This window comes from Acidobacteriaceae bacterium, assembly GCA_028283655.1.
GTDB lineage: Bacteria > Acidobacteriota > Terriglobia > Terriglobales > Acidobacteriaceae > Granulicella.
The window spans coordinates 923,025-938,664 of the sequence record JAPWKE010000003.1; the positions used below are offsets into that span (position 1 = coordinate 923,025).

The 15,640-nt window shown below is 59.7% G+C and carries 8 protein-coding genes; 5 read left to right on the forward strand and 3 right to left on the reverse strand.

Annotated elements, in window-relative coordinates:
- The first annotated feature begins 7 nt into the window (after window positions 1–7).
- On the forward strand, window positions 8–1,201 hold the full coding sequence (gene bcsZ / locus PW792_06650; GenBank protein MDE1161611.1) for a cellulose synthase complex periplasmic endoglucanase BcsZ: 1,194 nt from the start codon (window positions 8–10) through the stop codon (window positions 1,199–1,201).
- Between the two features lie 262 nt (window positions 1,202–1,463).
- A complete protein-coding gene (locus tag PW792_06655; protein MDE1161612.1) occupies window positions 1,464–7,130 on the forward strand; it encodes a cellulose synthase subunit BcsC-related outer membrane protein in 5,667 nt (1,888 codons plus the stop codon).
- 102 nt (window positions 7,131–7,232) lie between these two features.
- Here PW792_06655 and PW792_06660 read toward each other — a convergent pair whose 3' ends face one another.
- The gene (locus tag PW792_06660) at window positions 7,233–8,822 is read right to left on the reverse strand and encodes a hypothetical protein (protein ID MDE1161613.1); all 1,590 of its coding nucleotides are present in this window, start codon (window positions 8,820–8,822) and stop codon (window positions 7,233–7,235) included.
- Between the two features lie 15 nt (window positions 8,823–8,837).
- Here PW792_06660 and PW792_06665 point away from each other — a divergent pair, with 15 nt between their 5' ends.
- The 3 genes from PW792_06665 to PW792_06675 all read left to right on the forward strand — a co-directional run bounded on the left by PW792_06665 (window position 8,838) and on the right by PW792_06675 (window position 12,680).
- Window positions 8,838–9,872, forward strand: coding sequence for a lysylphosphatidylglycerol synthase transmembrane domain-containing protein (locus tag PW792_06665; protein MDE1161614.1), 1,035 nt, complete (start codon window positions 8,838–8,840; stop codon window positions 9,870–9,872).
- 79 nt (window positions 9,873–9,951) lie between these two features.
- Window positions 9,952–11,931: an arginine--tRNA ligase gene (argS, locus tag PW792_06670; GenBank protein ID MDE1161615.1), complete on the forward strand. Its 1,980-nt coding sequence runs from the start codon at window positions 9,952–9,954 to the stop codon at window positions 11,929–11,931.
- Window positions 11,932–12,041: 110 nt separating this feature from the next.
- On the forward strand, window positions 12,042–12,680 hold the full coding sequence (locus PW792_06675) for a hypothetical protein (GenBank protein ID MDE1161616.1): 639 nt from the start codon (window positions 12,042–12,044) through the stop codon (window positions 12,678–12,680).
- A gap of 3 nt (window positions 12,681–12,683) precedes the next feature.
- On the opposite strand, the gene PW792_06680 is transcribed toward PW792_06675, so the two are convergent.
- Complete coding sequence (locus PW792_06680; GenBank protein MDE1161617.1) at window positions 12,684–14,228, reverse strand: leucyl aminopeptidase; 1,545 nt, start codon at window positions 14,226–14,228, stop codon at window positions 12,684–12,686.
- 69 nt (window positions 14,229–14,297) lie between these two features.
- A complete protein-coding gene (gene murA, locus PW792_06685) occupies window positions 14,298–15,578 on the reverse strand; it encodes a UDP-N-acetylglucosamine 1-carboxyvinyltransferase (GenBank protein ID MDE1161618.1) in 1,281 nt (426 codons plus the stop codon).
- Between the last annotated feature and the right edge of the window lie 62 nt (window positions 15,579–15,640).

Here is a 15,640-nt window from a genome sequence, read left to right on the forward strand (position 1 = left end):
ATTTCTCATGGGGCTGTTGCGTTTCTCTCCTCGTACGTTGGCTGCACGACTGACGTCTACATTGGTCATGGCGTCGACCCTTCTGGCTACAGGCTGCCGTGCGCAGAAGCCCTGGCCGTTGTGGGATAGCTACTCCAGCAAATTTCTGGATGCTCAGGGCCGCGTGATTGACCACAGCGCTGTCGACCGGACGACTTCGGAAGGCGAAGCCTATGCCATGTTTTTTGCGCTGGTGGCGAATGACCGCAATCGCTTCGATAAGCTCCTGGTGTGGACGGAGAGTAATCTCGCGAGTGGAGACCTGACGCAGCATCTACCGGCATGGAGTTGGGGCAAAGCCAGCGATGGAAGCTGGCATGTGCTGGATAGCAACTCCGCTTCGGACGCTGATCTTTGGATGGCATACACGCTTTGCGAGGCGGGGCGGCTTTGGCATGTGGATCGTTACTCCAAGCTGGGCGCTACACTGGCCAGCCGGGTGGCCCACGAAGAGATCGTGACGACGGCCTCGACCGGCTCTTTTATGATTCCGGGTGGGCAGGGCTTCCATCCTGCGCCGACGAACTGGTACGTCAACCCTAGCTACCTACCTCCTTCACTGCTGATTTACTTCTCGCACCGCGACCCGATGGGGCCGTGGGGACAGGTGCTGGCTTCCATGCCGGATGTCGTTCGTACGTCGGGCGGCTTTGCGATGGACTGGATGCTGGTGGGACAGGACATCGGGGTTGCTCCCTCGGCACCACCTAACGTGGTGGCCGCTCTACAGGCAGGGCAGCAGGCTCCCGTACCGGTCGGAAGTTATGATGCGATCCGTGTGTACCTCTGGGCCGGGCTTGCGGATCCGCACACCCCGCATGTTGCGCAGCTGATGGCGAGCCTGCGTGGGATGGCGACGTATCTGTCGAACGGAGCGGTCACGCCGCCGTTGCAGGTCGGGCCGGAGGGGCAGATTCTGAACCCTGCAGCGCCCCCGGGCTTCTCCGCCGCGGTGATACCCTATCTTCACGCTCTGAACCGAAAAGATGCCGAAAAGGCACAAATGACACGACTGGCCGCGACGCTTGATGCGGGCAGTGGATTGTATGGTCATGACGGCATGTATTACGACCAAAACCTTGCTCTGTTTGCTCTAGGATCGGTAGAAGGCCGGTTCCGTTTTGAGGCGAACGGGGAGTTGCGCGTGAAGTGGAAATCATAGTCTTATTGTGGAAATACGGCCTGAATAGAGGCGCAAAGCGGTGTAGCGAAGCTGATTCCTGCACGGTTGAGAAAAAAACGGGACGAAAGCATGAGAAACAAGGTAATCTCACAGAAACTCGCTGATTAGGGATTCGACCAGACAGTACTGTTTGCACCAGGATTACAACAACGCCGGCGTTAGACGAGAGGCAATGAGAACAGGTTTGCGGATGCATTGGAGAGCTACGGGGCTTTTGCTATGTGCGCTGACGGTAGCGTCAGTGAGCCCTCTTGCTTTTGCGCAGGAGTCACCGACGACGCAGCTTCTCAGCAAAGCCCATGCTCTGGAACTCCGCGGACGTATGGATATGGCCAAGCAGACGTGGGCTCAGGTCCTGCTTGCTGATCCGAACAACACCGAGGCCTTAGCCGGTATGGCGCGCGCGGCAAAGTCGCAGGGCAAGATCGATGAAGCGAATCAGTATCTTGCGCAACTGCGCTCCATCAATCCCAGCGATCCGAATATTGCTCGTGTCGAGAACATGGGCACCGCCAGGGATACGAATGTTCTGCTGAAGCAGGCTGGTGAGCTTTCGCAGCAGGGACAGTACTCCCGCGCGATGGCGATCCTCAAGCAGGTGTATGGCAATCAGCCGCCCCCGGGTGATGCAGCCCTTAGTTATTACCAGACAGAAGCTGCCACTGAAGATACGCGCCCTCAGGCCGTCGCTGGGCTTCGTGCCCTGGTCGACAAGTATCCGGACGACCCACGTTACGCGATCGCGCTGGGCAAAATTCTTACGTACAACCCGCGCACGCGTGCCGAAGGCCGCAAGCTGCTCTCGCGCTATCCGAACGATGCAGATGCGTCCGAGTCGTTGCGTCAGGCTCTTTCGTGGGACCAGTCCAATCCAGCAAACGCTACAGAGATTCGTCGTTTTGTTCAGCAGCATCCTGATGCTTCGCTTTCGAACGCACTGGCACAGGACGATCAGGCTATGGCCGCTCGCCGTCGCCAGCAGGCATCTGTCAGGGCGATGACGCCGGAGCAGAAGGCTGCTCTTGCGGCACAGGCGGAGCAGGGGCGCGAGATGCAGGGCGCTTACGCTGCGCTGAACTCGAAGCGATACTCGGAAGCAGAGCAGCGCTTCCAGGCCGTGCTCGAACGCGATCCGAACAACGAGAAGGCACTGGCCGGGCTTGGCTACATTCGTATGAACCAGGCCAACTTCGGTGGTGCCATCTCGTACTTCACGCAGGCGGAGTCGGCAGGGGACCACAGCGCCGGGCTCGAGAAGGCGCTTGCGGATTCGCGCTTCTACTACACGCTACGCGAGGCTTCCGGTGCACTTGCCGAAGATGATCTTCCGACGGCCGTGTCTCAGTTTCAATCTGCGCTGGCGATGCGTCCGAACGATGCGTCCGCGCTGCAGGGGCTGGGCGGAACCCTGCTCAAGGCCGAGCAACCGGAACCCGCGATTTCGATCTACCAGACGTATACACGTCTTCATGGTTCCGATCCTCAGGGTTGGAAGGGCCTCTTCATGGCGTACTCCTCGGCAAACCAGTTTGATCTGGCGCTGGGAGTTGATCGCCGGATGCCAAGCGGCATTCACGCACGTCTGATGCGCGATCCGGATTATCTGCGCACGCTGGCTTCCGTTTACTCGGCGACGAATCACGATCTTGAAGCGCAGCGCATTTTGCAGACAGCTCTCTCGCTCCCGTTCCCAACGGATGCTCGCGGCCTTCGGGCTGACGTGCAGATGCAGTATGCCGCATTGCTTTCCGCTGCAGGTCGGCAGGAGCAGGCTTCGGCGCTTTACCGTGAAGTGCTTGCCGCAGACTCGAATAATACGACCGCCTGGGTCGGCCTGGTGCAAGCTGATCATGGAATGGGCAATGACGTCGATGCGTACGCGCAACTGCAGCAGATGCCGCCGACGAACTACCAGGCTGCGATGCAGGAGCCTGGCTTTGCGACGTCCGTGGCTTCTATCTACATCAGCCAGGGACATGACGATCTTGCGCAAAACGTGCTGGAGCAGTTCCTGACAGCGCAGCAGCAGAATGGCCAGAAGCCTTTCGTTGCAGCTCAGGTTACGCTCGCCAACCTGTACCTCAAGCACAACAATACGGAAAAAGCGTTCCCGCTCTTTGAGCAGATTCTGACCAACAATCCAGACCGACCAGATGCGTGGAAGGGTTTGCTGAATTCGCTGCATGCAACGGGGCACGATCAGGAAGCATTGGCTGAGATTCAGCAGATGTCGCCGGAGATGCGCCGCCAGCTAGAAGCTGACCCCGACTATCTGCAGACGGTGGGCAATATCTACGCGGCGCTCGGCCATCCGCAGGATGCGATGCGTTTCCTGAATCGTGCGCAGGCTCATTACAAGCAGATGGGGATGACCACACCCTCGGCGATGGATATCCAGGCGTCCTGGTTGTTGTTCAATATTGGCAACGACCCAGCGCTCTTCAAACAGTTGATGATGCTTGGTGGTCGCCGTGATCTCACGGATGCGCAGCGCCGTCAGGTGCAGACGCTTTGGGCGAGTTGGGCGGTCAGGCGTTCGCAACAGGCGCTCGCTGCGAGAAACCCAAAACGTGCAATTGCTTTGCTGAATGCGGCGGCCAGAGCCTTTCCCAATAATCCCGGGGTGCTAAAAGCACTTGGTTCGGGTTACGCAGCCGCCGGCCTCCCCAAGGAGGCCATTCAAATCTTTAGGGCACAGGATCTTTCCACCGGAGATGCCGCGGATTACCGCGCCGCAGTTGGAGCAGCACTCTCTGGCAACGATTTGAAGGACGCGGAGCTTTGGCTTAGATTTGGCCTGGACCAGTACCCGAGAGACGCGCAACTACTGGGGTTGGCTGCAAAGTTTGAAACGGCCCGCGGCAACGCGGGCCGCGCTGCGGATTACTATCGCGCATCGCTGACGGCCATGCCGGGCCCCGATCCAGGGGAGCAGCTTGCTGAAGCGCTGTCGCATGCTCCGGCACCGACACGACTGCCAAGTCAGGAGGCTCCGCAGGATCTGGCCGCTTTGCTTTCGCAGCCGGATGCTCCTGTGAGCAGTCGAGCCACCGTGGTTGAGGACCGTCCTTATCTGCCAGGCTACGGCAACATGGGTGCACAGGCCCCGGTCATTGTGAATCAGGTTCCGTCGCGTTCGTATACGTCGGGCGCATCGCGTCCTTCCAAGCGCTACGAGACTGCGGTTCCCAACTCCGCAGCCAGCGGATACAGCTACCCCTCAACGACGACGATTGTTCAGCCGAGCTATCAGAGCCAGACCGGTGGTTATAGCTACACCACCCCGGCATCACCAGCAGCTGAGTCTTATGTCCCGTCAACGCAGAGCGCGCCCGCCTCTTCGCCGACCTACTATGGTGGTTCGTCGTATGACGGCTCAGGTGGAGTGTCTGTCCCGGCTCCTGTGAAGCCGTTGAAGCGCCGCTCAACGCTGGGCGACTACGTTCCTCAGTCAAGCCTTGTTGAGCGTGCACTTCCTGGACAGGTAAGGCAGGAAGCTCAGGTTTCGGTGCTTCATCTAAAGCCTTCTGCGGGACGCTCTTATCCTCTCTTTATCCCAGGCGAGCCGCTCCCTGATGCGAAGGGCGAAGCCGAGTTGGTCGCCACAGTGTTTCAGGACCGCCCGCAAACGCTTGCTGTCGTTAAGCCCACAGGCGGCCGACAAGAAGACAGTACTGTTCGGTTTACCGACGGTATGGCTGCAAGCTCAACGCCCACGATGGTCACGGCCAGCGCGATCATGCAACAGGTGACAGCAGCAGACGGCACACCTCTCGTGCAGTACGTACCGGTTTCGGTGGTGGAGAGCAGCGGACAGCAGGACAACAGCCAGAAGAGCTCCACGTACACAAACCCTTTTGCGAACCTTGGCGTTCCGCAGCAGTCTAAGCCTGCGACTCACCCGATTCGTCTTCGGTCGCACAACTGGACCGGGACGGCGCGTCGCAACGAGGGAACAGGCGCATCGTCGCAGCCGCATTATGTTCCACCGCCGGTTTACGTTCCTTCAGACTCGCCGTCGAGTTATGTGTCGCACTCGCCGGACCGAACGATCCGTCTGGCCCCGCCTATTACGGCGCAGTCTGCAACTACACCGCGTACTTCGCGGATGACATCGGCAGCAGCTCGGCAGCGCGCGGCTGCGATTCGTGCGAATCAGGCTCAATCGCCTCTGCTGCTACAAGGTGTGAGCCATCCGCCGAGCGAAAACTACACGACAGATAATGATTCCTCCACGGGACTGATCAAGAACGCGCAGTTCAATGCTGCAGCGCCGCAGGGCAACCAGATTTCACAACCGAAGCCTCAGGCTGGCCAGTCTTCTGACAGGAATACCTTCAGCAACTTCTCCTCTCAGGGGTCGTCGAGCTCCATAGACGGTCAGCAAGGGGTAGGCTACTCGCAGCAGCCAACGCCCGGGCAGCAGTACCCGCAGCCGCGTACTCGGGGAACAACGAGCAGTGGCACACGCCGCCGCTCCACGCGCTCTTCGCGCACGGCGACTACGCCTCAGACCTTGCCCCCGGTTCAGCAAACATCCCCCATGGCGTATCCGGTCTACCCGCAGCCATTGCAGAACGAAGGAACGCCAGAGACGCAGTCGACCTATCCTCTGCCGCAGGCTCCTACGGACGACGACCTGCGTCAGCAGAACGTTCCGCCGCTGCGTGGCTACTTCGATCCTCGTGTTTCGGCTAACCCGAAACAGCCGCTGACGGAGCGTCAGCAGACGCAGTTGGATCTTGCGTTGATTGAAGCCAGCTACTCAAGCTGGATGGGTGGAAGCGCGTACGCCTGGTATCGCTCCGGCACCGCTGGTATTGATCGCCTCACAGGGCTTGCAGCACCCTTTGAAGTTTCTTTTGCGTTGGGTAAAGCGGCTCGGCTCTCGTTCGTACCGAAGGCCGTTTTCCTTAACACTGGCGTACTCGTACAGTCTGCGGACCCGGTCGGCAAGCCGATTCTGGGAACACTTTATGACAGCCAGACGCCTTCGACGGTGCAGCAGTTTGCTTCGGGCGTTGGTGGAGAGGTGCAGTTCTCAACGGCGACCTTCAATGCCGCGCTGGGCTACTCTCCGTATGGCTTCCCGGTTTCGAACATGATTGGCCGGGCGAGCTGGAAGCCGGGCAACTGGCACTTCACGTTCTATGGTGGACGCGATTCGATCAAGGAGACGATGCTCTCCTATGCCGGCATGCGCGATCCGAACCCAAACTCCAATGGCGATATCTGGGGTGGTGTGGTCGGAACAGGCGGCGGTATTCGCTTCGACGCCGGGGATGCGAAGTCTGGCCTCTACGTGCAAGGTGAGGGGGCTCAGTTGACGGGCTACCATGTGCTGACCAACCGCAAGTATGACGGCACAATGGGTGCTTACTTCCGCGTGGCAAACTGGGCGGAGTACGGTTCACTGAACATTGGCGGGACGATCTTTGGCGAGCACTTCGACTATAACGAGCGCGGCTACACGTACGGGCTTGGCGGCTACTTCAGCCCGAATGCTTACTTCCTTGCTGCAGTACCGATCACCTGGAGTGGGCATTGGAAGGAAAATCTGCATTACACGATCAATGGTGCGATCGGCCTGCAGACGTTCCAGGAAGATAGCCAGCTCTACTTCCCGTTGGACGCGGCCGCACAGTCGCAGGTGCCGACGGTGGCTGGTAGTGGCCTGACGGTGAACTCGAACACGGGTGCGAACTACGGGCTGGATGCCCAGGTTTCGTACCATGTGAACGAACACTGGTACATCGGCGGCTTCATGAGCGCGAACAATACGAACAACTACAACTACGTTTCTGGCGGTGCGTTTGCGCGGTTTACGTTCAAGCCGCAGGTGCAGACGGTGGAGTATCCGACGGGGCTGTTCCCGGTCGAAGGCTTCCGTCCGCTTCGCATTCCGTAGGATGACATTGTGCTGATCATGAAGGGCCGGAGATCCCTCCGGCCTTTTGCTTTTGTGGATTTACCGGAGATCTGAACTCGTGCGTTTGCTGCTGTAGCCCGACTAGCGGTGCAGGCGGCACACCTTGACGACGAGGTTGCGGTAAGGGCATGGCTCGTCGGTCGCGGCTTCGGCGTGAAGCACCATCCAGGTGACAGGAAACGGGGCGAGCCGTGCGGTGCGGGTCGCCTCGTCGAGCTTGCTGAGGTTCTTCTGCGCTGCAGATTCACGCAGCCAGCGGTCGGCAAGTGCGGGGGTGATCGCGGCCTCTCCGCCGTCCTTGGAGAAGTCTGCGAGGGTGCTGCGCTCGGCGATGGCGCGGAAGGTCTGCGCATCTTCGCCGTCGGTATTCACGTACTTGGCGTCGAGTGCGAAGAGTGTGTCTGGTGCGGTGTTATGGCGGGCCCAGAGAAAGGCCTGTACCCATGGGTTCGGGGTAGCTGCTTCATGCCACGGCCACTCTACCTGGCTGGACGAGGGAAAGGTCGCGCGTGCGATCTGGTGCGCGCCAGCCATGCAGCAGAGCAGGAAGACCACAGGCCACAACCGCTGCTGCCTCTCGGCTATATTCGCGAGTCGTGAGCCGAGGAGTGCGAGCATCAACGCATAGGTGAGCAGGAAGACCCGCAGCGGCTGGAACATCGCTACAGGAAAGCTGCTGTAGCGCTCATGCGCGAAGCACACGGTGATGAGGATCGCGATGAGGTCAAGCGCAATCGTGCCGCGAAGAAGTTCACTTACGGGCTCGCTTTGCTTGCGTAGCAACAGGCCGAGAACCACAAGGGGCCCCAGAAGGCCGAGCAGCTCAAACCACTGCCACTGAGAGAGGAACCAGTAGTAGCGGGAGTAGACTGCCAGTCGTAGCGCGGGCGTTGCTGGCTGTGCGTGGAGTTGCAGCAGCAACGCGGCTATAGCGCTGCTACCCAGCAGAGCGGCCCAACCCCACCACGGTCGCCCGGTTTGCACGATGCGGATACTGAGTACCAGACCCAGCGCGTACACGGCCATAAGGGGATGGAAGGCTGCCGCGAGCAAGATGGCGGCAAGGGAGAGTATCCAAGCTCGGTGTGTTCGTTCTAGCGACCAGCCGACAGCCAGCAGCCCTAGCGGTGTGGAGAAGCTGCGTCCTGTAAGGTACGGATCCATGAGCATGAGCGACGTTCCCGCGACGGGGATCGCCCACCAGGCTGCCAGCATAGCCGTGCCATATAGCTGTGCGATGGGAGTGAACCCGCAGCGGCGAAGAATCTCATGTGTGGCGTAGAGCGTCAGCGCGGTGGTCAGCAGATAGAGGCCGAAGAGCGCCCACAACAGTGGGATGTGCAGGGTACGAACGATGCCTGCCACGAACGGCGCGAAGAGCGAAAAGCGCAGGTGCTCGGTGACGAAGGCGGAGTCATGCGGGAAGAGGCCCGGGTGCAGCAGCCACTTGATGCCAGCAACGTACAGGCCGCCGTCTTCCGCGAGCGGATGAAAGCCGTGGACAAAGAGTACGAGAGGCGTCAGTATGGCGATTTTTCGACTGGTGCTCAGGGCGGAACTCCTCTCGTGAGTATCGCAGGGGAGGCCTGAGCGCGTTCCCCACAAGAGGCTCGCGGGTACAATGGAAGCACAGATGAAGATGCCTGTTTTGTTGATCCAGAGTGTTGCCATGACCGGGGGCTGCGCATGATGCCTGATCGCGCAAAGAGCTTGCTGAAAGTCGTTCCCGGGTTTGCAGTGAGTGCGTTTTTCATCTGGTGGACCTATATCCGGATACACCCGGATGGCACACGCGGCTTTAATCCGCAGGTCTTTCGCTCCATCCACGTAACGTCCTGGGTATGGGTTGTAGCGGTGCTGTTTTTTACCGCGGCGGGCTACACGATGCGCTGCTTCCGCTGGTGGATGATGCTGCGTCCGATGGGCGCGAAGTTCTCCACGTGCGCTCGTGTATTGATGACTTCGTTGGCAGCGAATAATATTCTTCCGCTGCGTATCGGCGACATCATGCGCGTGTTTACTTACGCCGGGGACCTTGGTGTGCCGCCTACCTCGGTGCTGTCGACAGTCATTCTCGAAAAGCTGCTCGACGTCTTTACGCTGGCCGTGCTGGTGATGTTCACCATGCATTTCGGCAAGGGGGTCTCGCCGCACGCGAAACTGGTGGCTGAGTTGTGCGTTGCGATCTCGACGGCTGGCTTGTTTGTGCTGATTTTTGGCGCCAAGCAGCTGCAGGGGCCTATACAAAAGCTTTCTGCAAAGACGCAGAATGGAATCGTGGCAAAGATTGAACACTATCTTGGCCTTGCGATTGAATGCATTGAAAAGATTGGCATCCTTGGCACGCTGATGCTGATCGTTTACAGCTTTATCGCATGGGGTTGCGAAGGCGTGATGTACGCTTCGGCCGCGAAGATGATTGGGCTGGTTACGGATTGGGTTGGCCCGTGGCAGGCTGTGGCGGAAGCGAATCTGTCGTTCCTTATCCCAAGCTCGCCGGGCGGTATTGGCCCGTTCGAACTGGCTTGCCAGGATGCCCTGGTTCGGCACGGCGCAAGCAAGGAGTGGGCCGCGACGTATGGCCTACTGATTCACGTTTGGCTGCTGCTGGCGCTTACAGGGGTGGGTGGCGCGATATTCTTCGCACACCGCGCTCATCGGGCGCTGCGCAAGCCGTTGCTGGAAGAAGTAGAAGCGTTGCCGACAGCGACAGAGCTGTAGCGCAGCAACGAACGCGGAGTACAGCGCTGCGAAAGTGCAGATGTTCGTGCGATAAGAAGTATTCGAGGACGTAAGAGTTATGTATCGGATTTTGCAGCAGGGAATTCAAGCGAAGATTCAGGCACTGTTGGCGGAGCAGTATGACATTGAGCTGCCACCGCTCGTAGTGGAGCTGCCGCCGAAACTGGAGTTCGGTGAGATGGCTCTGCCTATCGCCTTTGAACTCGCCAAGCGTTTGAAGAAGGCTCCGCGCATGATCGCGCAGGAGTTGCAGCCGCTGCTTGCTGGTATTCCCGGTGTGGCGAGCGTAGAGATTGCTGGCGCCGGTTACCTGAACGTGAAGCTTGACCGCGCCGCGACGGCGCAGCGCATGGCTGCGGGCGAACATGCGAGCGTTGGCGGCGCGGGCTTCCGCCTGATCGAGCACACCAGCATTAACCCGAACAAGGCGGCGCACGTCGGGCATCTACGGAACGCGATCCTTGGCGACACGTTTGCGCGCATGGTGAAGCCAGATGGATGGAAGCCGGGCTTTGCTACAGGCGTGCAGAACTACATCGACAACACCGGCGTGCAGGTTGCCGATATCGTCGTTGCTGTAACGCACCTCGAAGGCAAGACGCTCGATGGTGTTCGCGAGTGGATGACAGAACTGCTGGAGACGAACGTTCGTCTCGACTACGCGTGCTGGGATCTCTATGCGCACGTTTCGCAGTGGTATGACTCCGACCCTGAGCTGGCTCCGGCGCGTAAGAAGCTGCGTTTGGACACGCTGCACGCGATCGAAGCGGGCGGCAACGATATCGCCACCATCGCAGAGATCATCGCGACTGGCGTGCTGCGCCGTCATCTTGAAACGATGGAGCGGCTGGGTATCGAGTATGACTTTCTGCCGCGCGAAAGCGAGATTCTCCATCTGCACTTCTGGGAGTACGCCCGCAAGCTGATGGTCGAGAAGGGCGTGCTCTATCTTGAGACCGTGGGCAAGAACGCCGGGGCATGGGTGATGCGTCGCGCAGGCGCTGCGCCGCTCGCCGCAGGGGAAGTGGATGAAGATGCGAAGATCCTCATTCGCTCCAACGGAACGGTAACCTACGTTGGCAAGGACATCGCGTACCACCTCTGGAAGTTTGGCTTGCTCGGCCTGGACTTTGGCTATGCGAAGTTCCGTGAGTACGCCACGCATACCTGCTGGGTTTCGACGACGCAGGGGGAAGATCCGCACCCAAGTTTTGGCCACGCGGACGCGATCTACAACGTGATCGACTCGCGCCAGGACGATCCGCAGGCACAGGTGAAGGAAGCTTTGCGTGCGCTGGGCTACACCTCGGAAGCAGAGCGTTACACGCATTTGAACTACGCGTTCGTGGCGTTAACTCCGCGCACGGCTGAAGAGCTTGGCTACACCCTGAGCGATGAGGACAAGGCGAAGCAGTACCTCGAAGTCAGCGGACGTAAGGGCTTCGGCGTAAAGGCTGACGATCTTATCGACCGCATGATTGCAGCAGCTCGTGCGGAGGTGGATGCACGGCATCCTGAGTTGAGCGAAGAGGAGCGTGCAGAGATTGCTGACGCTATCGGCGTAGGAGCTTTGCGCTTCTTCATGCTGCGCTTCACGCGAAATACGCTGATCGCGTTCGACTTCCGCGAGGCGCTTAGCTTCGAAGGCGAGACCGGACCGTACGCGCAGTACGCTGCGGTGCGCGCGGCCAACATCTTCCGCAAGGCGGGTGTGACGGAAGATGCGGTGCTCGCTGAGTTCGCTACGCTCGATGTCTCTGCCGTGATGGCGGAGGACAGCGTTTGGGAGATGTGGCTGCTGTGCTCGCGGCTCTCGCAGGTGCTGGAGCAGGGTATCGCGCAGGCTGAACCCGCAGTGCTGGCTCGCTTTGCATTTGTGCTGGCGCAGGGCTTCAGCAACTTCTACCATCGCCACCACATCCTGAATGAAACGGATGCCACCAAGCGCACCGTGTTGCTGGCAACGGCAGCCGTTGCACGACGCACACTGGTGCAGTTGCTGGCATGGCTGGGCATCCGTGTCCCCAGTGCGATGTAGAGGCATCAAAAAGGTTACGAATCAGGCTGGTTCTATGCACAGCCAGACGGGAAGTCTAGGCTCAGGTTGTAGTTGACCCTGAGCCTTTCTCGTTGGGAGAACCCTGAGCCGTGACCAGCTTCGAACGCGCCGCGCTGTTGTTGTTTGCGTTGTGCCCCGTTGTGGCGGGCGCGCAGCAGGCTGCTCCGCCGCCGCTGAATAACATGCCTGCAGCCAATCGCCCGGTCAACATGCCCGGCTGGCCTCAGCAGGCAGTGCTCCGCGATATGGATACGGCTCGCGAAGGCACTTGCCAGAGTGTGCACTACGGCGACATCGTTCACTTCACGCTTCGAATCGATAACGTGCAGGACGCCAGGGTGATCTTCACAAACCTGCGTATGGGCATGGGGAAGCATCCGCACTACAGCTTCGCCAGCATGCCTGGACTCGACCGTACGAGCTTCGGCGGTGGTGGCGTAGGCGTTCGCGATGCGGCTGATCCGAAGCTTTACCACTTCCGCTTCTCGGTGCCGGACGTGCCGCGCGGGATGTACCGCACCGCAGGCATTGATGTGCGGGCCTCGTACGGTCGCTCGCTGGACTCCGGCCTCAACGTTCCGCTCGATCGCAATACCCGTGAAAAGTTGCAGCGTTACTGCCTTGCAGTCTTCGGCGACGGTGGCAACCGCCAGCCGCTTGTAACGGACTTCCGCTCCGGTCCGGTAGAGCGCCCTGCCACTGAGCCAGAGCGCCCCGTATTTCCGTAACGCTTAGCTCTCGTAGCTGCGAACCCACTCAAGAATCGAACGAACACCGATGCCGCTTGGCCCCTTGGACTGCCACGGCTTGTCGTTGTCTATCCATGCCATATTGGCGATATCGAGATGAATCCACGGCGTCTCGCCGACGAACTCTTTCAGGAACATTGCCGCCGAGATGGAGCCGCCGTAGCGTGAGCCGCCGGTGTTCATAATGTCGGCAATCGAGCTCTTGATCTGGTCGCGGTAGTCGTCGGTGCAGGGCATCTGCCAGAACTTCTCACCAGCGATATTGAAACCGGAGAAGAAGTGAGCGGTCGCCTCTTCGTCATTGGTGAAGAGGCCGCCGTTGAGCTGGCCAAGCGCGACGCCAATGGCTCCGGTAAGGGTCGCGGCGTTGATCAGGTGCGTCGCGCCTAGCGTCTTCGCATAGTGCAGGCCATCGGCGAGCACAAGGCGGCCTTCGGCATCGGTGTTCAATACTTCGATGGTTGTTCCGCTCATTGCGGTCAACACATCGCCGGGCCTGTACGCACGGCCTGAGGGCATGTTCTCGCAGGAGCAGATTACCGAGAGCACGCGTACCGCAGGCTTCAGCAGCGCGATGGCGCGCATGGCTCCAAGCATCGCAGCCGCACCGGCCATGTCGTACTTCATCTTGTCCATGCCATCGGCAGGCTTGATGGAGATACCGCCGGTGTCGAAGGTGATGCCTTTGCCGACGAGTCCGATCGTCGGCGCATCGGCAGGAAGGGCGGCTTTCGGCTCATAACGCAGCACAATCAAAGCCGGCGCCTCATACGAGCCCTTGGCGACAGCATGAAAGGCTCCCATGCCCAGCTCCAGCAGCTTGTCGGTGGAGTAGACTTCGCAGGAAAGTCCCGTTTCCGCAGCCATACCCGCAGCGCGCTTGCCCAATTCTGTCGGAGTCAGTACGTTGCCGGGCTCATTGATCAGTGCGCGCGCAAAGTTTTGCGATTCCCCTACGACCAGGCCTGTATCAAAGCCTAACTGGATAGCGCCACGATCACGTTTCTCCGCGCTATGGCTCAGAAGCGTCAAACTCTCGAGGCTCTGGTCTTTGCGGTCCGAGCGATAGCTGTCGATCTCGAAGTCTGCGACCAGAGCGCCTTCGGCGATCGCTCGCGCTGCGAGTTCTGGCGCAAGAGAATTGGATGGTTCGTCGGCAAGTGCCCGGTCTTCCGGAAACGCAATCGCCAGACTACGAACACCGCGTGGTCTGACAAATCGTACAGCAGTGCCGGCAGCTTTGCGAAGCTCATGGATCGTCAACGACTTGGCCTTGCCCAGACCAACGACAAGAAGACGCTCCGCTTTGACATCATCCGGTGCATGGAGCAGAAGCGTCTCGCCCAAACCGGCTTTGAACTCGCCTTCCATCAACCAGCGTGAGGCGGCCTTGGCCAACGCGTCGGAGGTCGTAAGCAGTGCTGGAGATGGCGCTTCACCTTTTGCCGTCGCGATATCGACCGCAAAAACAGCGAGGAGAGGCGAGGAAAACTCAGTGGGGTCCTGGAATAGCAGCGAGGTGTTCATTGCCTTCTATCGTAGCGCGGGATGCGTTGCAAAGTGGTTTGGCGCTAAGCCACTTTGCAACGGCCAAAGCTACTTCTTCCCGAAGACTTCACCCATGCGACGAACCTGTGCGCCTACGCCGCGGAGCTTTTCTTCCATGCGCTCATAGCCACGATCCATGTGGTACACGCGGTCGAGGATCGACTCACCTTCCGCCACCAGAGCGCCCAGTACTAGCGCGGCAGAGGCTCGCAGGTCCGAGCACATGACGGCTGCGGACTGGAGCTTCGTTCCACCGCGAACCGTTGCCGTACGTCCGCTCACGGAGATATTCGCACCCATGCGGTTCAGTTCCGAGACATGCATGAAGCGGTTCTCGAAGATATTCTCCGTCACGATCGACGTGCCTTCGCACTGGGTCAGCAGGGCCATGAACTGCGCCTGCATATCGGTCGGGAAGCCGGGATACTCTTCCGTTGTAATGTCGGTTGCGGTCAGCCTGCCGCCGGAGTGAACGCGTACATTGTCTACGCCGACTTCCAGCTTCACGCCGCACTGCTCCAGCTTGCTCAGCAGGGAGCCAAGATGCTCCGGGTTGCAGCAATCAACGTTCAGATCGCCACCCGTGATCGCGCCTGCGATCAGGAACGTGCCTGCCTCGATGCGGTCCGGGTTGATGCGATGACGAACACCATGCAGCTTGCTCACGCCCTTGATGCGCATGGTGGACGTGCCAGCGCCTTCGATCTGCGCGCCCATGCCGTTCAGCATTGCAGCCAGATCGGTTACTTCGGGCTCGCGTGCGCAGTTCTCGAAGAGCGACTCGCCGTCAGCGAGCACAGCCGCCATCAGCAAATCTTCGGTGCCCGTCACTGTGATCTTGTCGAAGACAATGTGCGCGCCCTTCAGGCGGTCGGTACGGGCTTCGAGGTAGCCGTGTTCCTGCGTGATCTTCGCGCCCATCGCTTCCAGTCCCTTGATGTGCAGGTCGATGGGGCGGCCACCGATAGCGCATCCGCCGGGCATTGCTACGCGAGCCATGCCGGTTCGAGCGACCAGTGGCCCGAGCACCAGCGACGAGGCGCGCATGGTTTTTACGATCTCGTACTTGGCGACAGGGTCAGAGAGCACGGCGCACTTGATGGTGGTGCGATGCTGCGCGCGCCCGTAACCGAGTTCAACCTCCGCACCCATGCTTTCGAGGAGCTTGCGCTCGGTCTCGATGTCGCGGACCTGCGGGATGTTTTCGAGGACGACTTCGTCTTCAGTAAGGATGGCCGCAGCCATGCAGGGTAGCGCGGAGTTCTTTGCGCCGGAGACTTTGATGGTGCCGAGAAGCGGGTTGCCGCCGCGGATGACGAACTTGTCCATACTCCAGAGTTTACGGAAGAGTAACGAGGAAAGGGATGCTCAAGTTGGTGCAGATTTTCATG